Below are 22272 nucleotides of genomic sequence, written 5' to 3' on the forward strand. Positions count from 1 at the left end.
TATTTCTGTAGAGCAGAATGAGTGGGGGTCCCGTGCCAGACGACGCCACCGGCATTGAGAACGGGCTGCTCGAGAACGTGCGCCGAGGCATGATCCCCGCGCACATCTACAACGACCAGCAGCTGTTCGCGCTGGAAAAGGAGCGGCTGTTCAGCCGGGCGTGGACGTTCGTGGGCCACGAATCAGAGATCCCGCAGGACGGCGACTACGTCGTGCGCCGGGTTCTCGACGACTCATTCATCATCACCCGCGATGCCAATGGCGATGTGCGTGCCTTGTTCAATATGTGCCTGCACCGCGGCATGCAGGTGTGCCGCGCGGAGCTGGGGAACGCCTCCAACTTCCGCTGCCCGTACCACGGCTGGACCTACCGCAACGACGGCCGGCTGACCGGTTTGCCGTTCCACCGCGAGGCCTACGGCGGCGACGAGGGTTTCGCGAGAAGCGCCCACGCCCTGCTGCCGGCGCCGAACTTCGCCAGCTACAACGGCCTGCTGTTCATCAGCATGGACCCGGGCGCCGAGCCGCTGCAGGACTTCCTCGGGGACTTCCGGTTCTACCTGGACTTCTACACCAAGCAGAGCACCGCGGGCCTGGAAGTGCGGGGGCCGCAGCGCTGGCGGATCAAGGCGAACTGGAAGATCGGCGCCGAGAATTTCTCCGGCGACATGTACCACACGCCGCATACGCATGCCTCGATCGTCGAGATCGGCCTGTTCCGGGAGCCGAAGGCGCAGAAGCGCAAGGATGGCGCCACCTACTGGACGCAGCGCGGCGGCGGGACGACCTACAAGCTTCCGCCGGGCAGCTTCGAGGAGCGGATGCGCTATGTCGGTTACCCCGACGAGATGATCGACCGGATCAAAGGCGTCTGGACCCCGCAGCAGCAGCAGGTAGTCGGCGAGGACGGATTCATGTTCTCGGCGGCCACCTGCTTTCCGAACCTGAGTTTCGTGCACAACTGGCCCAAGGTACATGCCCGCGGCGGTCACAACGATGACGTGCTGCCCTTCATTTCGATCCGCTTGTGGCAGCCCATCAGTGAGAATGAGACCGAAGTGTGCTCGTGGTTCGCGGTGGACTCCGCCGCACCCCCGCAGTACAAACAGGATTCCTACAAGGCGTATCTGATGTGTTTCGGTTCGACCGGCATGTTCGAACAAGACGACGTGGAGAACTGGGTGTCGCTGACCACCACCGCAGGCGGCTCGATGGCACGGCGGCTGCTGCTGAACAGCCGGATGGGCCTGCTCTCCGACGATCGCCCGGTGGTCGAGACGCTGCCCGCGGAGGCGTTTCACGGCCCGGGCCGCGCCCAGGTCGGCTACAACGAGTACAACCAGCGCGAGTTGCTCAAGCTGTGGGCCGACTATCTGCAGATGCCCCGGCCCGCCGTATCGACCGCGACGGTCTCGACATGAGCCCGGAATCATCAAGAAAAGCCTTGCCGTCGTTACCTTTTGATGACCCCCGGCATCTTCAGGCGCATCAGTTCCTGGTGGACGAGGCCTACCTGCTGGACGCCCAGGAGTACGAGGAGTGGCTGGAGACGCTGACCGACGATGTGCGCTACGTGATGCCGGTACGCGTCACGACCGCACGCGGCGCCGGGTTCGACACCTCGCCAGGGATGGCCCACTTCGACGAGGACAAGTACTCGCTGAGCCAGCGGGTCGCGCGGATGGGCACCGAGCACGTCTGGGCCGAGGACCCTCCGTCGCGGTTGCGCCACTTCATCACCAACGTCCGCACCTTCGCCTCCGACCCGGCAGAAGGGGTCGAACACCTGGTGGTCGAATCCGCCGAACTGCTGTTCCGCAGCCGCGGCGACGTCAACGAAAGCGCCCTGGTGTCCTGCGGTCGCGAAGACCTGTTGCGCTGGTGTGATGATCGATGGAAACTGGCCCGGCGCAGGATCATTGCCGACGAGTCGGTGTTACGGATGCAGAACCTGGCGGTGTTCCTATGAACGACGAACTCGAGCAGTTGATGGCGGGGGCGGTCGGCGAACCGCTCACGGTCGCAAACGAATTCACTGAAGTCGTGGTGCGCCGAGTCGACACCCGCAATGGATCAAGACTGCTGATCAGCGCGCCCAAGTCGGGGCGCTGGATCAGCCTGGACGCTCTAGAGGTGGAGGCGCTGACGTGGCAGAACCCCCGAACGATGGCGGCGATGGTGGGGAACTCCCCCGCGCCGTTGCTGCCCGACCCCGAAAACCCCCGGTAACCACCTGGTTGCACGGTAAACGTGCACTGGTCGTGGGCGGCGGATCCGGAATCGGACGGGCCGTCATCGAAGCCTTCCTCGCCGAGGGCGCCAGAGTTGCTGTGCTGGAACATGATCCCCAGAAGTGCGCCATGCTTCGGGAGCAGCTGCCCGAGCTTCGGGTGGTCGAAGGAGACGCCATCACCAGCGAGGCCAACCACCGTGCGGTCACCGCGGCGGTCGATTCCTTCGGTGGGCTCGACGTCCTGGTCAACTGCGTGGGGGTCTTCGACTTCTACAAGGGCGTAGCGGATCTCGAGGCCGACAGCCTTGCGGTCGCGTTCGACGAAATGTTCCGCACCAACGTGCTCAGCCATCTGCAGTCGGTCAAGGCGGCGGTTCCGGCGTTGCGGAACGGGACCGAACCGTCAATCGTTCTGACCGAGTCCGCGTCGTCGTACTACCCCGGTCGCGGCGGGGTGCTGTACGTGTCGTCGAAGTTCGCCGTACGCGGGCTGGTGGCGTCGTTGGCCCACGAGCTGGCGCCGCAGATCCGGGTCAACGGGGTGGCGCCGGGCGGCACGGTCAACACCGACCTGCGCGGCCTGACCAGCCTGGGGCTCAAGGACACTCGCCTCGACGACGCCCCCAACCGGGCGCGTGACATCGCCGCCCGCACGCCGTTGAACGTCGCGCTCAGCGGAGCAGACCACGCTTGGTCCTTCGTGTTCTTGGCCTCCGACCGGTCCCGAGGCATCACCGGTGAGACCATCCACCCGGACGGCGGATTCGGCGTCGGCACACCGAAAACCGAGCCCCGATGACCGACGAGCTGGACGACCAGCGCGCTGTGGTGGCCCTGGGCTGCCGGGTCGCCGCGGCCCGCGGTCTCGTCGACGGGCTGCTCGGCCATGTGAGTCTGCGCGTCGATGACGACCATCTCCTGGTCCGCTGCCGCAGCGACCCCGATACCGGCGTGGCTTTCACCCGGCCCAGCGACATCCGCCTCATCCGATTCGACGGCAGTGCAGGCGCCGACGGCGAACTCGACGGATACCGCGTGCCCAACGAACTGCCCATCCACGTCGAAACCATGCTGGCCGATTCGCAGCACCGGGCCGTCGCGCATCTGCACCCGCCGGCGGTCGTCGCCGCGGATCTCGCCGGCGTCACGATCCGGCCGATCTACGGGGCCTACGACATTCCCGGCGCCTGGCTCGCACGCGCCGGCGTGCCCGTATACGAACGCGCCGTGCTGATTCGCAGCAGCGCGCTGGGCAAGGAGATGGTGGCCGCGATGCGCGGCCGGCCGGTGGTGATCTGTCGCGGACACGGAATCACCAGTGCCGCAGCCACTGTGCCGCAGGCGGTGCTGCAGGCGATCAGCCTCGACGCCCTGGCCCGGATGTCGTTGCGAGTGCTGTCGGCCGGGGGCACGCTGCGCGATATCGACGACGCCGACTGGGCGGACCTGCCCGATCTGGGGCCCGCCTTCACCGCCGATGCGGCCTGGCGCCACGAAGTCGCCCGGCTGCGAACCGACTGAGCAGCAAGGTCACAAGTTCATATCTACCGGCCGACACCCGCCACATGTGCAACCAATCGCGGTGGCCGCGGGCTTAGCGTGCACACGTGACCGAACTGGACCGACGTCGGTTCCTGGTCGCGGTGGCAGCAACGGTCGCGGTCACTGGGATCTCGTGGTCCTCCGCTAACGGACCCAAGGAGACGGTGGCGCGCGCGGATGTTCTCGGATCCGCGCCCAACCCGGTCGCTCCCGTGCCGCCGAAGTTGTTGCCGCCACCGGGCCCGGCGTCACGTGTCCCGCTGCCCGGCGGCGCGGTCCTCAAACAGCTCCCCGGCGACGGCGATCTTTTGGCATGGACCGTCGATGACGGAGTCGATAGCGACGTGGTGCGGGCCTACACACAATTCGCCAAGGACAGCGGCGTGCGGCTCACCTATTTCGTGACTGGCGTCTTTCGCTCCTGGACGGAGAATGCCGCCTTGCTGCGACCGCTCGTTGAATCCGGGCAGATTCAGCTGGCCAACCACACCTGGACGCATCCGGACTTGACGAAACTGTCGCCGCGCCAAATCGCCGACGAACTGAAGAGCACTGACGTGTTTCTGCGGAATACCTACGGCGTGGACGGCGCGCCGTACTTCCGGCCGCCATACGGCCACCACAATGCCACGGTCGACGCGGTGGCCGCAGATCTGGGCTACCAGGTTCCCACGCTGTGGAACGGCGACCTGCGGGATTCTGCACTGCTTTCCGAAGACCAGATCGTCAGGATGGCCGACCAGTTCTTCACCCCGCAGAACATCGTGATCGGTCATCTCAACCACGCACCGGTCACCCACGTGTACGGGCAGCTGGTCGACATCATCCGGGCCCGCCGGCTGCGGACCGTCACGCTCAACGATGTCTTCCTGCGACCGGAGATCTCTTACCGGACATCGGAATCCGTCGGCTGAGGCGGCACCTCAGCCCAACTGATCGCCAATCTCCTTGGCCGCCTTGATAAGTACGGCCGCCACCGATGCGTGCTGCGCGCTGTCAAGCCGGTGGGTCGGCGCGGCGGCGTTGAGCGCGAGCCGTAGGCCGGGCGCGCGAGTAGGTATGGGCACCGCGACCGAAGCGACGCCTTCCTCGCTCTCCTCCCGGTTGATGGCGTAGCCCCGCTCGCGGATGCGCGAAAGCTCGGCCTCCAATTCGGCGCGGCTGCCGATGGAGGCAGCGGTGATGCGCTCCAACTGCTCCTGCGGCAGCAGCGCACGCAGTTCCGGTTGCGACAACTGGGCCAACATCACCTTGCCCGTCGAGGTGCAATGCGCGGGCATCGTGCGCCCCAGTCGGGAGACGACCCGGACCGCGGCCGGGCCCTCGACGGCGGCGACAAAGCGGACGTTGGCCCCGTCGAGCATCCCGACGTGAATCGTTTCCCGCAGCTGGTCGGACAGACTGCGCATGATCGGTGTGGCGGAGCCCTGAATGTCGATGCGGCTGAAGATCGCAAACGCCACACCGGTTAATGACGGGCCGGGCAGGTAGGCCTTGGACACCGGGTCCTGCCGGACGAACCCGCGGTAGGTCAGCATCGCCAGCAACCGGTGCGCGGTGGACGACGCCACTCCCAAATAGCGGGTCGCTTCGCTCAGCCGGATCTGCGGCTGCTCGCCCAGCAGGAGCAGCAGCTTGAGCGCGTTGTCGACCGATTCGATCGGATACTGCGGCGCAAGCGAATCGGCGGCCGGCTCGTTCGCGGCCTGCTTCTTCTTCTGCATGGGTTCACGGTAGTCAGTGGCTCGCCTCTGACGCTTGGAGTTTCGCCCACCGATAGTCGGCCTTGCCGGACGGTGACCGTTGCAGACGATCGCGGAAGATCACCGCCTTCGGCAGTTTGTAGCGCGCGAGATGGCGGGCGGCCTCGGCGATGATGCTGTCGGCCATTCCCTCCTGCGAAGCCTGTTCACCGTCGGCCAGCGCAACGATCGCGACGACTTCGTTTCCCCACCGGGCGCTGGGCCGGCCGGTCACCACGACGTCGTACACGGCGGGGTGCTCGGCGATCGCGGCCTCCACCTCTTCGGCGAAGATCTTCTCGCCACCGGAGTTGATCGTGACCGAATCGCGGCCCAGCAGCTCGATCTGGCCATCGGCGAACCAGCGGGCGCGATCGCCCGGCACGGAATGCCGGATCCCGTCGATGACCGGAAAGGTCCGCGCGGTCTTCTCCGGGTCGCCGAGGTAGCCCAGCGGTATCAGGCCCTGCTGGGCCAGCCAACCGATCTCGTCGTCGCCGGGCGACAAAATCCGGGTCATGTCCTCGCTGACCACGACCGCGCCCGGGTTCGGGGCGAACCGGCCGCTGGCGCCCTGCTGGCGACTGGAGGCCTGGATCATCTGGGCACCGGATTCCGACGAGCCGCCCGCGTCCAGGACCGTCAGGTGTGGCACGAGGTCGACAAATCGCTGCATGAGCGGTGCGCTCAGCGCGGCCCCGCCGGAGACCAGCACGAACAGCCCGGACAGGTCGTAATCACCGGACTCGAGTTCATCGGCCAACGGCCGCCCAAAGGCGTCGCCGACCATCGACAGCGACGTCACGCGTTCGCGGGCGGCCAAGGCCAACGCCTCGGCCGGATCGAAGTGGGTGGTCGTCGGCGGCATGACGAACGGCCGCCCACTACACAGGCTGATGAACGCCGCCCACTGCGCGGCGCCGTGCATCAGCGGCGCGAGTGTCATCGAGCCGGGCCCCTCGAGGCGCGATCGTTCGACGATCTCCTGCAGGCTCCCCACCGTCTCGCCGGTGCCCAACGTTCGCCCACCCATGGCGTTCACGTAGATGTCGTGCTGGCGCCACAGCACCGCCTTGGGCATCCCGGTGGTGCCGCCGGTGTAGAGGACGTAGAGGTCGTCGGGTGACAACGCGAGATCGAGCGGCTCATCGGACACCCCCCCGTCGTCAAAGGCCAGCAATTCCTCGTAACGCACCGCCCCGGGCAACGGATCGTTTCCGGACTCGTCGTCGACGTGGATCAGCCGCATCGGCGGCAGCTGAGATCTCTCCAGCGCCTCGGCGAGGGTCGGGGCGAACCGCGCCTGGTACATGACCGCTTCGGCGCCGGCATTGCCCAGCAGATAGACCAATTCGTCGGCAACGTAGCGATAGTTCACGTTGAACGGGGCCACCCGCGCCATGTACGCGCCGAGCATGCCCTCGAGGTACTCGTTGCCGTTGGCCATGTACAAGCCGAGGTGGCTCTGACCGGATTCGTGTGCCGCCAACTCGCGGCGTTCCCGGCGCGGGCCGAGTCCCCACGAGTGCAGCGCCCGGGCGAGCCGGCGGGCACGTGCATCAGTTTGCGAGAAGGTGAACCGTCGATGTCCAAATACGATGCAGTCGCGATCGGGGTTGGCTGCTGCCACCGCCGAGAACACTTGGGCGAGATTGAATTCCATTGACTCTCCTCATGCCGACCGGCCCGGCGACAGCCACGCTACAACAGCGTTTCAAGGCCGATGTCACGCATCAGAATTCGGATCGGGATTAGTCTCGGCATCGTGTACGGAGCTACTCGGGCCGAATACTCCAGGTACGTCGCCATCGGTGACAGCCAAACCGAAGGCCTTTGGGACGGCGACGAAACCACCGGCCTGTTGGGATTTGCCGACCGACTCGCCGTCATGCTCGATACGCTCTACCCCGGGTTGCAATATGCCAACCTCGCGGTCCGCGGCAAGAAGCTGGGCGACGTGCTCACCGAGCAAGTACCACCGACGCTCGCCATGAAGCCGGATCTGATCACGATATGCGTCGGGATGAACGACGTCATCCAGCCCGGACGACAGTTTCCCTGTGCGCTGGCCGAGCTCGATTACGTCTATGCGGCGCTGGCGAGATCGGGCGCGACGGTGGTAACCACGACGTTCCCGAACGTCGCGCAGTTCCTGCCGTTCGGCCGCATCGTGTCCAAACGGCTGGCCCGGATGAACAACGCAATCACCGTCGCCGCCGGGCGCTACGGGTTCCGGCTCATCGACCTGTACAACGCGGAGTCGATGCGCGACTGGGACACCTGGAGCTTCGACCGCGTACACGCCTCCCCCAAAGGCCATATCCTGTTCGCCGCCGCGGCCGCTGAAGCCCTCAATTTGCCTGACAGCAGCCATGATTGGGCCGCAGCGCATCCCAATCCGACACAGCTGTCAATTGCCCACGGCGGATACGGAAGGCTGCGCTGGACGCAGGACAATTTCTTCCCCTGGGTCTGGCGCCGGATGCGCGGCCTGTCCGCGGCCGACGGGCGATTTCCCAAACGCCCGGACTTGGAGCCCGTCCGCGCGCCGCACGACGCCGCGCCCACTGACGACATTGCGGCGCGGAGCCGGTATCAGTCAGGCATTCTTGACCCATGAACGTGGAGGCTTTGCTGCAGTCCATCCCGCCGCTGGCGGTCTACCTCGTGGTCGGGGGCGTGGTGGGGGTGGAAAGCCTGGGTGTGCCGCTTCCCGGCGAGATCGTTCTGGTGAGCGCGGCGCTGATGTCGTCTCATCACGACCTTGCCGTCAACCCGGTCGGTGTCGGTGTTGCCGCCGTGATCGGCGCGGTGATCGGCGATTCCATCGGCTATTCGATCGGGCGCCGCTTCGGCATGGGGCTCTTCGACAAGCTGGGCCAGCGCTTCCCGAAACACTTCGGTCCGGGGCACGTCATGCTGGCCGAGCGCCTGTTCGATCGCTGGGGAATTCGGGCGGTGTTCTTCGGACGCTTCATCGCACTGCTGCGGATATTCGCCGGTCCGCTGGCCGGCGCGCTGAAAATGCACTACCGGCGCTTCCTGGCGGCCAATGTGTCCGGTGCCATCTGCTGGGCGGGTGGCACGACCGCGCTGGTCTACTTCGCGGGGATGGCCGCCGAACGATGGTTGGAGCGGTTCTCCTGGATCGCACTCGTCATCGCCATCGTGGTCGGTCTGATCGCCGCAATCTTGCTGCGCGAGCGCACATCGCGTGCGATCGCCGAACTCGAGGCCGAACACCAGCGCAAAACCGGAACCACCGCGGCCGACGCCGCCTAACGACTCGGGCGGGCGGGCTAACCGGCCGCCTCCCCCATCTCCACGACCGCATCCGGCCGGTGTTGCTCGATCAGAGTCAGGGCCATCTTCTGGGCGCGCTGCGCGGCATTCAGGTCACCCACCGCCGCTAGCACGATGGCGCCTTTCATCAGGATGTGCCAGGACGAGGCGAAGTCCTCGACGTCGGTGAGTCCGGCCGCCAGGGCACGGCGGCGCACGATGTCGCGAACGTGGTCGATGTGCGCGATGCTCGCCTGTCCGGCGGGGTGGTCAGCGCCCAATTCGAGCAACACGTTGATGAACGAGCAGCCTTCGTAGCCGTCGCGGAGCTGAAACCAGTCGTGCATCACGTCGAAGATCGCCAGCAGCTGTTCCTCGGGTGTGGTGCCGCGCTGCTCCGACTGCGCCTCGATCAAGCCGTGGGTCCAGATCTCTTCGCGCCGCTGCAGGACGGCCAGCACGAGGTCGTTTTTGGTCGCGAAATGCCGGTACAGAGTTGCCTTGGCCACGGTGGCCCGGTCGATCACCTCATCGATGCCGACCGCATGTATCCCACGCCGGCTGAACAGGTCATATGCCGCATTCAAGATCCGCTCACGGGCAGACGGCGCGGCCGGCGCAATGTCGGAGGTTGCCATATTTCGCCTTACCGTACTCTTAGGCGCCCTAGGTAGACAGACCGCCCTGTCTCGTTATACAAATGAGGTTCGCAGTTCGAGAAAAGTCTGTCTTCAGATACCAGGACGGACATCCATCGCGGCGCCTGCGCGCCGGTCGATCAGGAGTCCACCATGAAGTCGATTGCCGAACCCGCTCCACCGATGTCAAGCCCGCGTCTGATGCTCAGCACGCGGCTGGTCTATGAACTCGGCGATCCGCACAGCACGCTGCGCGCGACCACCGATCGCCGCGGCCCGGCCGTGCTGATCTATGCGGGCGGCGAGATCGACGCCTGCAATGAGCACACCTGGCGCCACCTGGTCAGCGAGGCGGCCAACGTCGTCACCTCCCTCGGACCCTTGATCGTCGACGTCACCGGACTGGATTTCATGGCCTGCTGCGCGTTCGCGGTGCTGGCGGAGGAAGCAGAGAATCTCCGCCGTCGCGGGGTCGAACTGCGGCTGGTCAGCCGGCAGCCGGTCGTCGCCCGACTTGTCGATGCCTGCGGGCTCAGCGGCGTGCTGCCCATTTACCCGACCGCCGAGTCAGCCCTGGATCGGTAGCGACCTACCGTTGAGCCACGGTCGGCTGCACGGGTCGAAAGGTTGATTGGGCTGGATGCATCAGCTACCCACCTTCGGTGTCGAGGAGGAGTTTCTCCTTGTCGACCCCGAAACTGGCGAACCGGCCCCCTGCAATAGCGAGGTGGCCGCGGAGGCCAAGCGCCGTGGGACCACGCTGCAGCTGGAACTGAGCAGCTGCCAAGTCGAAACCACCTCCGGCGTTGCCGCGAGCAGCGCCGAACTCGGTGCCGAACTCGCACTGCTGCGGCGGACCGCGGCCCAAGCTGCCGAGGCCAGCGGGGTTCACCTGCTGGCGCTGGGGCTCCCGCCGGTCACGCCGCACGAGTTCCCGGTCACCGATACCGAGCGTTATCGGCGGATCGGTGCGCAGTTCGGGATGGTCGCGCACGAACAAGGCATCTGCGGCTGCCATGTGCATGTCGAGGTACCCGGCCGGGCGGCCGCGATCAAGGTCAGCAACTGGCTGCGACCGTGGCTGCCCTCTTTGCTTGCGTTGTCAGCGAATTCGGCGCTGTATCGCAATACCGACACCGGTTATGCGAGCTGGCGCAGCATCCTGTGGAGGCGCTGGCCGGCAGCCGGTGCGCCCCCGTTCTTCGCCTCACCGGAGCAGTACGACCGCACCGTGCGCATGCTGGTCGAAAGCGGGGTGATTCTGGATCAGAAGATGATCTATTGGGACGTGCGCCCGTCAGCGAATTTCCCGACGGTCGAGGTGCGGGTGGCCGACGTACCGGCGACCGTCGACGAAACGGTGCTGCTTGCCACCCTGATCAGGGCCGCGGTGATGACGGCGCTCGAAGCACACGGACGCGGCGACGACGGCGGGCGGCTGCCGCCGGCAGCACTGCGGGCGGCGTACTGGAAGGCCGCCCACGACGGACTGTCGGGGCACTTGCTCGACTCGCTGCCCGACCGCGGCGCGGTGCCCGCGCGTCAGCATTTGGATGCCCTGGTGCAACGGGTGCGCCCGGCACTGGATGCGCTCGGCGAATACGACCGCGTCACCGAAGAACTCGACCGCATCACGGCGCAGGGCAACGGGGCGATGCGGCAGCGCAAGGTATGGCAGGAGCGCGGCGACATGAGGGCCGTCATCGCCGATGCCGCGGCCGCCACGCGGGGCTGACTTGTTCGAAGTTCCGCGCTACACCGTGACCAGGCGATACAGCCCGATCAGGCCGACCACGATGATCGTGGCGCGCAACGTATTCGGCGACAGCCGGCGTCCGTAGCGCGCGCCTATCCATCCGCCGATCAGCGAGCCCGCCGCGATCAGTCCGGCCACCAGCCAACTGATCCGATCGAATGCCACCAACGTATAGCTAACCGCGGCAACAATATTCACCAATAGCGCCAGCAAATTTTTCGCGGCGTTCATGCGCTGCACCGACTCCGGCAGCAGCGCACCCATGACGCCGACCAGCAGGATGCCCTGTGCGGCGGTGAAGTAGCCGCCGTACACGCCAATGCCGAACGTGCCGATCACCAATACCGCCATCCGGGCCGGTGTGACGTGTTCTGGGGATCGCCCGGCCTTTTCGGCCCGTCGGCGCGCCCAGGACTGAATCCGCGGGCCGAGCAGCACCAGCAGCAGCGCCAGCACCAGCAACGCCGGCACAACCTTCACGAACACCGTTTCGGGCAAATGCAACAGCAGGAACGCGCCCAGCGCGGCGCCGACCAGCGAGGCCGGGATCTGCCAGCGCAATCGATCCCACTGACCACTCAGCTCGTCGCGATAACCCCAGCTACCCGACACGCTGCCCGCCACCAAACCGACCGCGTTGGACATGGTGGACGTGACGGGCGGATAGCCCAGGGCTACCAGGGTCGGGAACGTGATCAGGGTGCCAGATCCAACGAGTGCATTGATTGCGCCGGCGGCGAACCCGGCCAGCGTGATCCAAACCATATGGGAAGGCGACACTTCCAAAGACCTTAGTACGGTGTCAGTTTGCGCCAACAATCGCGCAGCTGAGCGGCTCTGCGTCAGGCGAGAGGCGCTTGCGGGCCGCGGTCTACGCCGGTGCGTAGCTTGACCGAGGCCGAATACGCGAGGCTGCGGAAATGCAGCACCGGGTCGTCGGAGGGTTCGATGCCGTCGGTCACCCGCATCGGGTCGAACACGACGATGTCGTCGCCGTGCTCGCGCTCGGCGTCGAGGCCGGTGATTTCCAGGGTGCCGACGGTGATCGTCTCCGCGCTCCGCCACGGCGCCGACGGGTCGATGGTCGAATCCTGTGGCCCGGCGATTTGTACGCGGTAGTCGAACCGGACCGGCCCTTGTACCAGCCGCGTATTCAGCTCGTCGGTGAGGAAGTCGGGGCTCACACCGTGGGCATCCGGTCCCGAGAGGTAGCTCTCACCCGCGGCTGGGATCAGGTGGTAGCGAACGAATCTGGAGTTGCCGTCTGCGCTGGTCCAGCGGAAAGCGTGCAGGCCGTGGTATTCGATGGTGGCGTAGCTGGCCGGCACCTTGTTCGCGTCGCGCAGCACCGGCAACGCACCGAGCAGTCGAGGATGCGTGACGAAGTATTTGGCCATGCGCAGCGGTGTCGTCGGCCCGGGTCGCATCGCCCTGAGCAGATCGACGAAGCCTTCCGGCCTGCTGGAGACGAACAGCCGGGCGGTCTGCGTCGACACATCGGTGGTGGACCCATCGGGCAGGGTGAACTTCACCGCCATCCCGCGTACTCCTGGCGAGCCGTCGGGCTGCGCGGGGTTCCCGGATCCGTTGGAGAAGCGGACCAGCGCCCGGACGTCTGTGCCGTCGAGATGTTTGGCCCGGGTGAGTTCCGCCCCATCGCGGGTGGCGGTGAACGTGCCCCGGTACAGCGTGCCTTTCGCGTGCAACGCCCGAGCGCCCGGTTGCGCTCCCCCGGTACCTCGAATCGCATCGATCGCGTCGTCAGGAGAAACAGGGCCGCCCATGGGCGAATCCTAAAGGCATCAATCAGGAAAACCGAAGAGTTTGACCACACCGTGATCGCGACCCGCCGTGTAGCCACCGTCAACGGCAATGGCCTGACCGCTGACGAACGAGGCATCAAGCGACAACAGGAAGGCCGCCATCGCGGCGACCTCCTCCGGTCGGCCGAGCCGTTGCAGGGCATGCGCCGCGGTGATCGACGCCAGCGGAGCTTCCATCCCCGGCAGGTCGAAGACATTTCGCGCCATCGGCGTATCGATGAAGCCGGGGCAGATCGCGTTCGCCCGGATGCCGCTGGGGCCGTAATCGAGAGCAATGTTCTTGGTGAGCAGCACGACACCGCCCTTGGCGGCGTTGTAGGAACTGCCGCCCGCGGTACCTTCCAGGCCCTCGATGCTGGCGACGGTCACGATCGACCCGCGCTCGCCGCCGGCCCTTTCTTGCTCGATCATCGCGGCCAGGGCGGCCTTGGCCACCAGGAACGTGCCGGTGAGGTTGATCCCAATCACCCGATCCCACTCCGCGCGGTCGAGCAGATGGACCGGGCCGCCCCCGGCGACGCCGGCGGCGTGGAAGACACCGTCCAGGCGACCGGCCACCGCCGCGAACACGGCGGCGACGGCGTCTTCGTCGCTCACGTCGGCCGTCACAAAATGGAAATTGGGACCCAGGTCGGGCGGGGAGGCCAGGTCGGCGCCGACGACGCTTCCGCCTTCGGCCAGCAGGCGCCGCGCGGTGGCAAGGCCGATACCCGACGCCGCGCCGGTCACGACGAACGTGCGAGAACGGGCACGATCAACGTCGACCATGTGAGTCCCTTCGTCATAGGGTTTGCTGAGCAATGGTTACACACGTTGTCAAAACGATTCTGCTAGGCCATGACTCCCAGTGTCGCACTACCATTTTGCCTGTGGAGCTACGTCACCTTCGTTATTTCGTAGCGGTCGCCGAAGAGCTGAATTTCGGTCGCGCCGCAAAGCGGTTATGCATTGCCGGACCGTCGCTTTCCCAGCAGATCAAGGTCCTCGAGCGGGATCTGCGGGTGCGATTATTCGATCGCGACCGTCGTTCTGTCACCCTGACAGCAACGGGTGCGGCGTTGCTTCCTTCGGCGCGCACGCTGCTGGATCAGGCGGATCAGTTGCGCCGGTCGGCAATCGGGCTATCGCTGGCCGAACCCGTGCGGGTCGGCTATGCGCAGTGGCTTCCCCCCGACTTGTCCGAACGGACCGCGGCCGTGGCAAAAATACACATCGACACGTGGGTGCTGCCGTCTCACGCCCAGGTCACCCGGGTCGCCGAGGGTGGAATCGATTTGGCGATCTGCGGGGCGCGGTCCTCCGACCTGGACAGGCATGGGCTGAACGCGCAGCTCATTGGCGCCGAACAGCTCTATGCGGTCAGCGTCGGCTCGGACACCTCCGCGGTTGATGCGGCCGACACGATCGTGCTGCTCGACGCCGACTCCGGCAGCTGGTTTTCCTGGAACCGGTACGGAGAGCAATTCGCCAGGGAGACCGGCGCTCGCACGGTGCGGATCAGCGACGGCGGTCTGGCCGCCCCGATGTTTTTCGAACACGTTCGCCGGCTGGGCCGGCCGGTGCTCGCCTCGCCCAGGGCCCAAACCGCGGCAATTCCAGCGGACCTGGTGCAGCGCCCAGTTGCCACACCCGCACCGTTCTGGACGTGGTCGCTGGTGTGGCGCCGCACCGAAAACCGCGAAACCGTGCGCGGGGTAATCGACGCGCTGACGCTCGGCGCCGAACTACCTGATCTTGACGAGGCTTGGCTGCCCTTCACCGACCCCTACCGATCGCGAATCACGCTGGCAAGTGCGTGATTACGCGGTTCACACCGTGGCGCTCATGCGCTCCGGTATGCCCAGCATCGACTTCCCGTAGACCTCATAGCCAACGGTCGCCTGCATGCCCGCGTGGCGTGCCATGGTGTTAGCGTCGCGCCAATATTGTTGCAGCAGGTTCGATTCCGCAAAGCTGCCGGCTCCGTGCGCATCGACCAGGATCGACAGCGCGTCGACGACCTGTTGGGCCGCATAACCAAGCCGGGCGCGGAATTCCGCACGGGCAGCGTAGCCGACGGTTCGCCCTTCGGCGGTGGAGGCATCGAGGGTGCCCGCCATGTCGTAGGCATGCAGCCGCGCGGTGCTGATTCGCGTCGCCGCCTCAGCGATACGTATTTGCAGCCCAACGGATTCGCGCTGCCGCGAAATCGTGGTACCGGCCAGCGGCTTGGTCTGCGCGCTGTCCACCACGAAGCGCAGCGCCGCGCGGCCAACGCCGAGCAGCGGACCCAGCGCCGGCACCATCAACGCCGGCGCCGACGGCAGCCGGTACAACGGCTCGTCGATCATCTGCGGCCAGTCTCCCTCGGCGATCGCGCCGAGGGAAACCGCCCGTTCGTCGGGGACGAAGACATCGTCCCCGATCCAGGTGTCACTGCCGGTTCCCCGCATACCGACAGTGCGCCAAGTGTTTTCCAGGGTCAGCTCAGCTGCCGGCACAGCGCACAGCATCGCCTCTTCCGGTTCGTCGGGCAGGATCGCGCCCACCAACGCCCAGTCGGCGTGATAGGCGCCCGATGCGTAGGGCCAACGCCCGGAGACGCTCAGCCCTCCTGGCACCCGCCGAGCCGTCCCGGGGTTGGTCGCCCCGGCGAACCGTGTGTCGGGGTTCGCGCCGAACATCTCCTCTTGGGCCTGCGGTGCGTACCGGGCGCCCAGCCAGCTTCCCGTCACCCCGATCACGACCAGCCAGGAGGCGGATGCGTCGGCCTCTGCCAGCGCTTCGCTCACCTCCAGCACGGTGCTGACGCCAACGGCGTACCCGCCGAACCGCTTGGGCGTCTGCAGCCGAAACAGGCCGGCCTCGGTGAGAGCCGCATTGACCGGGTCGGGTAGCCGGCGAAGTGATTCGCCTGCTGCGGCGTGCCGGCGCAAAAGCGGTTGCAAGGCGTGGGCTTGGGCGACAACTTCATCGTGTGTCGAGAGGTCGGATGCCAGGACACTACGACTCATCACAGCTGATCATTCGCCGTGCACTGTGGGTTTCGCTACGACCGGGTTGCTTCCACCATGGAGGCGTCAGCTCTCTGCGACAGGATGTGGACACGGTGGCTAGCCTTGGCTTGACTGAACCCGGGAACTTCCCCGGAGTTCGAGGAGCGGAGGAGTAATGCCACCAGCCGACCTCAGCACCGGCACAATGGAGACGCTCGTCGGAATGGTCGAGGAGCACGCCCAGCACCGGCCCGACGACATCGCGATCCACTTCGGTGAGCGGCACTGGTCGTGGGCGCAGTGGGCGTTGCGGATTCGTCAGGCGGCCGGAGCGCTGCGGGCCACCGGCCTGCAGCGTGGCCAGGTTGTGGCATTCCTGGACAAAAACCATCCCGGCTGTCTGGAAACCCTGCTGGCGGCCACCTCGATAGGCGTGGTGGCCACGATCGTCAACTGGCGGGTGATCGGAGACGAGCTCGTCCACGTGCTCAACGACAGCGGCGCACGCGTGCTTTTCGTCGGCGCCGAGCTGCAGCCCGCGGTCGAGGCGATCCGCGCGAAAGTTCCGGGCGTGGAGCGCGTCATCGTCGTGGGTGGCGCCGACGACGAATATGAACCCTTGCTCGCCGCCGCGTCACCGGTGGCCGTCGACCCCGACGTCGCCGACACCGATACTGCCCTGACGATCTACAGCTCGGGCACCACGGGACGTCCGAAAGGTGTTCTGCTGACCCAGCGTGCGCTGGTCAATCACATCGTGAACCTGTCTCCGCCGTTTCCGTTCTCTTCAGGGGACGCGAACTTGGTCGCGATGCCGCTCTTCCACGTCGGCGGTATCGCGTACGCGTTCTTCGGCATCCGGGCGGGCGTTCCCACGTTTTTGACTCGCGAGCCCGAGACCGCGACGCTGATCGGCGCCGTGAAAGCCGGTGCCACGCATGCCTTTTTGGTACCGCCGGTGATCGCCCGGTTTCTGGATGCCGGGGAGGCGGCAACCGGCGCGCTCTCGGGTCTGCGCTACCTGGTGTACGGGGCGGCTCCGATGCCGGTGCCGTTGCTGCAGCGCGCGCTTGCGGCCTGGCCCGAGATGAACTTCGTGCAGGTGTATGGGCAGACAGAGCTGTGTGGCGCGATCGCCGCGCTGGACGCCGAGGACCATCGCGATTCCAGCCGGCCCGAACTGCTGATGTCAGCCGGAAAAGCCGCGCAGGGCAACGAAATCCGGATTGTCGATCCCGAGTCGGGTGACAAGCTGCCCAGCGGCGAGCCCGGCGAGGTCTGGGTGCGCAGCAATCAGCGGATGATCGGCTATCTGAATCGCCCGGAGGCGACCGCCGACACCATCACCGGCGACGATTGGCTGCGCACCGGTGACATCGGGCGCCTCGACGCCGACGGCTACCTTTTCATCGAGGACCGGCTCAAGGACATGATCATCACCGGCGGCGAGAACGTGTACGGCCCCGAGGTGGAGAGCGTGCTCCTCGACCATCCCGGCATCGCCGACGCCGCGATCATCGGTGTGCCCGACGAGAAGTGGGGCGAATCGGTCAAGGCGATCGTGGTTGCCGGCACCGCAATGGAACCTGCCGAGGTCATCGAGTTCTGCCGCGAGCATCTGGCCGGTTACAAATGCCCGCGAACGGTCGATTTCGTGGACACGCTGCCCCGCAATGCGAGCGGCAAGATCCTGAAAAACCAGCTCCGTGAACCATATTGGAAGGATCGCGCCCGCAGGGTGTGAGACCGGCTTAACGAACCCCGACGAAAGGGCGATATGAGCAGGCCGTTCGAATCCATCAGCACCGGCGTCGCCGCCCATATCGGCAAGTACGCCGACGCGGTGCGCATACCTGCCGGCGCCGAGGTCATCTACACCTCGGGCACGCCCGGTCTGCGTGCCGATGGGACCCTGCCCACCGACTTCACCGAGGAAGCCATCCAGGCGTGGCGCAACGTCGAGGAGGCGCTGAGCCGGGCTGGAACGGTATTGGCCGACATCGTCAGCGTGCGGCAGTGGCTGATCGACGCGGCCGACATTCCCGCCTATGCCGCGGTGCGGTCGTCGGTGATCAGACATCAACCCGTGTTCATGCTCGCGGTGGTCCCGGCGCTGGTCTGGCCGGATATCCGGGTGGAAATCGAAGTCACCGCGATCCGCAGGCCGGCGATGTTATAGCCTGCTTTCGACCCGATATCGATTCTCCGCGAATGCAATCAGGGGCGACATGGGCGACGTAGTCGACGCGCAGCGACGAGACGGTTCGATCGCTGTGCTGGGTGGCCCCACCACAGTGATCGATATCGCGGGCCGCAGGATCGTGATGGACCCGACTTTCGATCCGCCCGGCCCCCATGACTACCTGACGAAGCTCACCGGTCCCGCGGTGAGCGCCAACGACCTGGGGCAGGTCGACGTGGTGCTGATCAGCCACGACCAACATCCCGACAACCTCGACGATGCCGGCCGTCAGCTAGCGCAGGCCGCACCGCTGATCGTCAGCCACCCCGGCGCGGCAGGCCGCTTCGGCCCCCCAGCGGTGGGGTTGCAGCCCTGGCAATCCTACTACCTGCCGGGCGGACCCGGACGCATTGCGGCACAAGCGGTTCCGGCCGTGCACGGTCCGGCCGACGGGATGCGCGACATGGAGGGCCACGTCAACTGCGAGGTAACGGGATTCGTGTTGTACGGACCCGGCCTGCCGACCATCTATCTCAGCGGCGACAACGCCTCGATGAGCGCGGTCGGCGAGGTGGCCGATCGTATCGGCGAAATCGACGTCGCGGTGCTGTTCGCGGGGGCCGCGAGCGTGCCGACCAAAGAGCGTGGGCGTCCGCTGACGCTGACCTCGGCGCGCGCGGCCGCGGCCGCCGAAGTCCTGGGCGCCAAGGTGGTGATACCGGCCCACGTCGACGGCTGGGCACACTTCAGCGAGGGCCCCAGTGAATTCGCCGCGGCATTCGACCAGGCGGGTATCAAGCGGGTGCTGCGCACCGCCGCACCCGGCGAGTGGATCGACCTGAGCTAGGCGGGCAACCGCATCACAGGCGTCCGGGTGTCCGCAACTCCGGATGCACCCAGTCGGGCGAGCGCCGCTCTTTGAACGCGCGGACCCCTTCGCGCGCCTCCGCGTCCGTCAGGCTGCTGGTCATGCCGATGCGGTCGTAGAGGCCGAGGTAGTTGTCGATGCTGGATTTGATGACGTTACGGGCGCGTGGTGCGGTTCGACAGCTCTGCGTAAGCAGGTCGCGGGCCACCTCGAGCAGACTTTCGTGCGGCACCAGCCTGGTCACCAGGCCCCAGTCGAGAGCTTCCTGGGCGGACAGCACCCGGCCGGTGAACATCAGGTCGCGGGTGCGTACCGGTCCGATGAGACGGACGAGCATCTGGCTGTAATAGGTATCGGCGTAGCCGCGGAACAGCTCGGGAACACGGAAGGTCGCGTGCTCGCTCACCACGGACACGTCGCTGCACAGCGCGATCTGCAGGCCGCCGCCCTGGCACAGCCCGTTGACGGCGGAGACGATCGGCTTGGCCGAGGTCCGCACGGCGTCGAACGGTGTGACGTCCATCCCCAGCGCGGCGCCGAAGGTGATCCAGTCGTCGACGCCTCCCCCGCCGGTCATGTCACCGCCGGGCGCGAAGACATCTCCGGTTCCGGTGATCAACAGCCCGGCCAGGCCGGGATCTCCGTTGACGAGGCCCACCGCATAACGGATTCCGAAGTACATCGCGGGTGTCATGGCGTTGCGCGCCTCGGGGCGGTCGATCGTGCACACCGCGATCGGTCCCTGACGCTCGAACGACAAATAGGGCGTGCCCAGCCAATCGCCCTCCGGGGGTCGGGGCGTGCTCTGCGGTGCCGGTGGGATCTGCGCCACGGGACTCCTTCCGGGTCGGCTCGCTACTGAAACTCTTACAGTATGTGCGAGGGCCGTTTTCCCTGAGCCTCCGCTACACAAAGGGCAGCGTGGCGGTCTCGAAGGTCTCCGATGAGTGCATGATCAGGTCGCGATGCTTGTCCTGCAGCGCGGTCGTGGCCTCGCTGACCGATTTGTCGCATTGCCAGCAGCGCGCGGTGAACTGGGGCTGATCCTCTTCATCCGGCCAGAATCGACGCGGGCCGATCTGAGCGCCAGGGTCATAGACGACCTGCTGATGTGGGGCTTCCTTGAGAATTCTGCCGACGGGATGGCTTTGCGGGCATTCGAGTTTCAGCGTGCCGATCCCTTCCTGGTTAACGCTCATCGTGCACTCCCTAAGGGTTTGGTCTCGCTCTCGTGCTCCCCCATTGTTGTCCTCAGGCGTTGGGCGTGAACGTGTAGGTCTCGCCGTGGGAGAGGTAGACGAATTTCGTGTTGGCCGACGAGGCCTCGGCGGCCTTCTGGAAGTCGTCCAGGCCCGACAGAAACACCGAGAAGTCGTTGTAGTGGATCGGGATCGCGGTGCGCGGTTTGGTGATCTCGACGGCCCTGACCCCTTGCTCGCCCGTCATCGTGACCACCGTGACCAGGAAGGTCGTGCCGCCGGTGTGAATCAGACCGAGGTCGATGTCGGGGTAGCGGCGCGGGATGTCCTCGAGGCTGTCGACCAGCATCGTGTCCCCGGTGATGTACAGGCGGTAAAGCTGCTCGCCGTTGCGGCTGAAGTCGAGCAAGTGGCCGTTGACCGGCATGAGCAGCTCGTTGACCGCCTCCTCGGCGGAGTGCTTGCCCGGCATCGCGGTGATCGTCAGCGTCGCGTCACCCTTGTGTACCTGCAGCGATTCCCAGGTGTCCAGCGGATGGCCCCGCTCGAAGCCGAGGGCGCCGAGCTTTCCCACCGCGTCGGCCGTCGAGACGATGGGCAGGTTCTTGTCGAGCTCCCGCGCGGCGACGTCGTCGAAATGATCGCCGTGGTAGTGCGACAACACGATCAGATCGATCGGGGGCAGGTCGGCGATCTGGCATGCCGGCTCGACCTCGCGGCGGGCCCAGATGCCATGCCCCAGAAAGACGTGCTCGCCCTTGTGCAGGAAGGCGGGATCGGTCAGCACCGTCAGCCCGCCGAACCGGATCAGTGTAGTGGCGTTGCCGATGAAGTAGACCTCGCCCTCGCTGAAATCTGCTGTCCCCGTGCTGGTTAGCTCTAAGGAAGTCATCCTGTCCTCTCCATCGCCCGGTGTGGCTTGGGATGTCGCAACTTCAGTCTGGGACAGATCGCCCGGAGTTGCTAGGGCTGAACTACTACAGGGCCGGCGTCTTCCATGCAATCAGCCGTCAACTGAGTATTTGTCGACGGTAGGCGGTCGGCGTCGTGGCCAGCCGCCGACGCGTCACGGCGGCCAGGTGCTGAGAACTGGCGAACCCGCATCGGTGCGCGATTTCGGTGACGCTGAGCGACGGGTTGGCCAGCAATTCGCATGCTCGTGCCAAGCGACGGTTCATCAACCAGCGATGCGGCGGCTGCCCCGTGCCGTGACGAAACAGATCCGCGAGGTGCGTCGTGGACAAACCCACCACCGCGGCCACATCGTCGAGACCGATATCGTCCGCCAGATGAGCTTCCAGGTAATCGATCGCGCTCCGCAGGCGCCAATCGCGATAGCCGGGGCCGCTTCTGCCGGCGAAGGCTTTTGACCCGGATACGCTGGAATGCCGCCGGACGAGGTGGATGACCAGTTGTTGGCCAAGGACGTCGGTCATCATGCGCGAACTGCCATCGCCGCGAGTCATCTCGCGAATGATCTGTCGGCAGATGGATTCCGCGAAGGGGTCCGGTGAGCCCATCGGATCAATCAGAGTCACCGTGTGAGCCCCGATCGCGCCGCTCTCCACGGCGATCCGTTCAACCATGACGTGCGGCACATACACGTGCAAGTAGGTGAACGGCTGTTCTGAAGTGAAGATCCCTCTCGGCTGCTCCTCGGCAACAACGAGATTCATATGAAAAGCGGGCAGGGCACGGGTCCATTTCAGGCGCCCGTCACCGAAGTAGGTGTGCTGGTGGCGTCCAGCGATCGCCATTCCGACGATGTCGGTGTCCTGATTTGCACAGTTCGTCAGCTCGTACAGCGACTTGTTCTGGAACCGCCAGATGGCCGCCGAAAGGCTTCCGCCCGACGCGGTGATGCGCCGTTCTGGTGCGAAACCCAGTGGAGCAGCGACGTCGTCAGCCGTCAAAACTCCCCGCGAGCTCATCACCACCTCCCGAGAGTGCGTCGGCCGACGCCATAACGGCGTGGATCAAGCATGCGTTGGGGATGACTCGCTCACCCCTGACATTGAGACGTCATTCCCAC

25 protein-coding genes are annotated in these 22272 nt (G+C 66.0%); 14 read left to right on the plus strand and 11 right to left on the minus strand.

Annotation, left to right across the window (positions count from 1 at the left end; all coding sequences use genetic code 11):
• The first annotated feature begins 89 nt into the window (after window positions 1-89).
• The 6 genes from ACTXG5_RS22650 (at window position 90) to ACTXG5_RS22675 (ending at window position 4689) form a co-directional block, all read left to right on the plus strand.
• Entirely contained in the window at window positions 90-1421 is a 1332-nt protein-coding gene (locus tag ACTXG5_RS22650) for a Rieske 2Fe-2S domain-containing protein (protein WP_445164552.1), read from the plus strand.
• Window positions 1418-1969, plus strand: a complete 552-nt coding sequence (locus tag ACTXG5_RS22655) for a 3-phenylpropionate/cinnamic acid dioxygenase subunit beta (RefSeq protein ID WP_445160918.1) — start codon at window positions 1418-1420, stop codon at window positions 1967-1969. Before ACTXG5_RS22650 ends, ACTXG5_RS22655 begins: the two co-directional genes overlap by 4 nt.
• On the plus strand, window positions 1966-2229 hold the full coding sequence (locus ACTXG5_RS22660) for a dihydrodiol dehydrogenase (RefSeq protein ID WP_445160919.1): 264 nt from the start codon (window positions 1966-1968) through the stop codon (window positions 2227-2229). The genes ACTXG5_RS22655 and ACTXG5_RS22660 overlap by 4 nt, the downstream gene beginning before the upstream one ends.
• An 8-nt stretch (window positions 2230-2237) precedes the next feature.
• Window positions 2238-3032, plus strand: a complete 795-nt coding sequence (gene hcaB / locus ACTXG5_RS22665) for a 3-(cis-5,6-dihydroxycyclohexa-1,3-dien-1-yl)propanoate dehydrogenase (protein WP_445160920.1) — start codon at window positions 2238-2240, stop codon at window positions 3030-3032.
• On the plus strand, window positions 3029-3754 hold the full coding sequence (locus ACTXG5_RS22670; RefSeq protein ID WP_445160921.1) for a class II aldolase/adducin family protein: 726 nt from the start codon (window positions 3029-3031) through the stop codon (window positions 3752-3754). Before hcaB ends, ACTXG5_RS22670 begins: the two co-directional genes overlap by 4 nt.
• A gap of 95 nt (window positions 3755-3849) precedes the next feature.
• Window positions 3850-4689, plus strand: a complete 840-nt coding sequence (locus ACTXG5_RS22675) for a polysaccharide deacetylase family protein (RefSeq protein WP_445164553.1) — start codon at window positions 3850-3852, stop codon at window positions 4687-4689.
• 9 nt (window positions 4690-4698) lie between these two features.
• On the opposite strand, the gene ACTXG5_RS22680 is transcribed toward ACTXG5_RS22675, so the two are convergent.
• Both ACTXG5_RS22680 and ACTXG5_RS22685 read right to left on the minus strand, forming a co-directional pair.
• Window positions 4699-5499: an IclR family transcriptional regulator gene (locus ACTXG5_RS22680; RefSeq protein ID WP_445160922.1), complete on the minus strand. Its 801-nt coding sequence runs from the start codon at window positions 5497-5499 to the stop codon at window positions 4699-4701.
• A gap of 13 nt (window positions 5500-5512) precedes the next feature.
• The gene (locus ACTXG5_RS22685) at window positions 5513-7180 is read right to left on the minus strand and encodes an AMP-binding protein (RefSeq protein ID WP_445160923.1); all 1668 of its coding nucleotides are present in this window, start codon (window positions 7178-7180) and stop codon (window positions 5513-5515) included.
• Window positions 7181-7282: 102 nt separating this feature from the next.
• On the opposite strand from ACTXG5_RS22685, the gene ACTXG5_RS22690 reads away from it, so the two are divergent.
• Both ACTXG5_RS22690 and ACTXG5_RS22695 read left to right on the plus strand, forming a co-directional pair.
• Window positions 7283-8137: an SGNH/GDSL hydrolase family protein gene (locus tag ACTXG5_RS22690; RefSeq protein ID WP_445160924.1), complete on the plus strand. Its 855-nt coding sequence runs from the start codon at window positions 7283-7285 to the stop codon at window positions 8135-8137.
• A complete protein-coding gene (locus tag ACTXG5_RS22695) occupies window positions 8134-8799 on the plus strand; it encodes a DedA family protein (protein ID WP_445160925.1) in 666 nt (221 codons plus the stop codon). The genes ACTXG5_RS22690 and ACTXG5_RS22695 overlap by 4 nt, the downstream gene beginning before the upstream one ends.
• Window positions 8800-8816: 17 nt before the next feature.
• Here ACTXG5_RS22695 and ACTXG5_RS22700 read toward each other — a convergent pair whose 3' ends face one another.
• On the minus strand, window positions 8817-9437 hold the full coding sequence (locus ACTXG5_RS22700) for a TetR/AcrR family transcriptional regulator (RefSeq protein WP_445160926.1): 621 nt from the start codon (window positions 9435-9437) through the stop codon (window positions 8817-8819).
• Window positions 9438-9638: 201 nt separating this feature from the next.
• Between ACTXG5_RS22700 and ACTXG5_RS22705 the strand changes: the two genes are divergently transcribed.
• Entirely contained in the window at window positions 9639-10022 is a 384-nt protein-coding gene (locus ACTXG5_RS22705) for an anti-sigma factor antagonist (RefSeq protein WP_445164554.1), read from the plus strand.
• Window positions 10023-10077: 55 nt separating this feature from the next.
• A complete protein-coding gene (locus tag ACTXG5_RS22710) occupies window positions 10078-11172 on the plus strand; it encodes a glutamate--cysteine ligase 2 (RefSeq protein WP_445160927.1) in 1095 nt (364 codons plus the stop codon).
• Window positions 11173-11190: 18 nt separating this feature from the next.
• Here the strand turns inward: ACTXG5_RS22710 and ACTXG5_RS22715 are convergent, their stop codons facing one another.
• The 3 genes from ACTXG5_RS22715 to ACTXG5_RS22725 form a co-directional block, all read right to left on the minus strand.
• Window positions 11191-11973, minus strand: a complete 783-nt coding sequence (locus ACTXG5_RS22715) for a sulfite exporter TauE/SafE family protein (RefSeq protein WP_445160928.1) — start codon at window positions 11971-11973, stop codon at window positions 11191-11193.
• Between the two features lie 62 nt (window positions 11974-12035).
• Window positions 12036-12977, minus strand: a complete 942-nt coding sequence (locus tag ACTXG5_RS22720) for a catalase family peroxidase (RefSeq protein WP_445160929.1) — start codon at window positions 12975-12977, stop codon at window positions 12036-12038.
• A gap of 18 nt (window positions 12978-12995) precedes the next feature.
• Complete coding sequence (locus tag ACTXG5_RS22725; RefSeq protein WP_445160930.1) at window positions 12996-13784, minus strand: SDR family NAD(P)-dependent oxidoreductase; 789 nt, start codon at window positions 13782-13784, stop codon at window positions 12996-12998.
• 101 nt (window positions 13785-13885) lie between these two features.
• Between ACTXG5_RS22725 and ACTXG5_RS22730 the strand changes: the two genes are divergently transcribed.
• Window positions 13886-14815: a LysR family transcriptional regulator gene (locus tag ACTXG5_RS22730; protein WP_445160931.1), complete on the plus strand. Its 930-nt coding sequence runs from the start codon at window positions 13886-13888 to the stop codon at window positions 14813-14815.
• A gap of 9 nt (window positions 14816-14824) precedes the next feature.
• Here ACTXG5_RS22730 and ACTXG5_RS22735 read toward each other — a convergent pair whose 3' ends face one another.
• On the minus strand, window positions 14825-16009 hold the full coding sequence (locus tag ACTXG5_RS22735) for an acyl-CoA dehydrogenase family protein (protein ID WP_445160932.1): 1185 nt from the start codon (window positions 16007-16009) through the stop codon (window positions 14825-14827).
• 157 nt (window positions 16010-16166) lie between these two features.
• Between ACTXG5_RS22735 and ACTXG5_RS22740 the strand changes: the two genes are divergently transcribed.
• Genes ACTXG5_RS22740 through ACTXG5_RS22750 form a run of 3 tightly spaced genes read left to right on the plus strand, consistent with a single transcriptional unit; the run spans window position 16167 to window position 19020 of the window.
• A complete protein-coding gene (locus tag ACTXG5_RS22740; protein ID WP_445160933.1) occupies window positions 16167-17735 on the plus strand; it encodes a long-chain-fatty-acid--CoA ligase in 1569 nt (522 codons plus the stop codon).
• 33 nt (window positions 17736-17768) lie between these two features.
• Window positions 17769-18170: a RidA family protein gene (locus ACTXG5_RS22745; RefSeq protein WP_445160934.1), complete on the plus strand. Its 402-nt coding sequence runs from the start codon at window positions 17769-17771 to the stop codon at window positions 18168-18170.
• Between the two features lie 49 nt (window positions 18171-18219).
• Window positions 18220-19020, plus strand: a complete 801-nt coding sequence (locus ACTXG5_RS22750) for an MBL fold metallo-hydrolase (protein WP_445160935.1) — start codon at window positions 18220-18222, stop codon at window positions 19018-19020.
• Between the two features lie 13 nt (window positions 19021-19033).
• On the opposite strand, the gene ACTXG5_RS22755 is transcribed toward ACTXG5_RS22750, so the two are convergent.
• The 4 genes from ACTXG5_RS22755 to ACTXG5_RS22770 all read right to left on the minus strand — a co-directional run bounded on the left by ACTXG5_RS22755 (window position 19034) and on the right by ACTXG5_RS22770 (window position 22171).
• Window positions 19034-19873 carry an enoyl-CoA hydratase/isomerase family protein gene (locus ACTXG5_RS22755; protein WP_445160936.1) on the minus strand — a complete coding sequence of 280 codons (840 nt, stop codon included), beginning with the start codon at window positions 19871-19873 and terminating at the stop codon, window positions 19034-19036.
• Window positions 19874-19946: 73 nt separating this feature from the next.
• Window positions 19947-20240, minus strand: a complete 294-nt coding sequence (locus ACTXG5_RS22760) for a hypothetical protein (protein ID WP_445160937.1) — start codon at window positions 20238-20240, stop codon at window positions 19947-19949.
• 52 nt (window positions 20241-20292) lie between these two features.
• Window positions 20293-21132, minus strand: coding sequence for an MBL fold metallo-hydrolase (locus ACTXG5_RS22765; protein WP_445160938.1), 840 nt, complete (start codon window positions 21130-21132; stop codon window positions 20293-20295).
• 118 nt (window positions 21133-21250) lie between these two features.
• Window positions 21251-22171, minus strand: coding sequence for a helix-turn-helix domain-containing protein (locus tag ACTXG5_RS22770; RefSeq protein WP_445160939.1), 921 nt, complete (start codon window positions 22169-22171; stop codon window positions 21251-21253).
• Window positions 22172-22272 lie beyond the last annotated feature (101 nt).

This window comes from Mycobacterium sp. Dal123C01 (assembly GCF_052566995.1).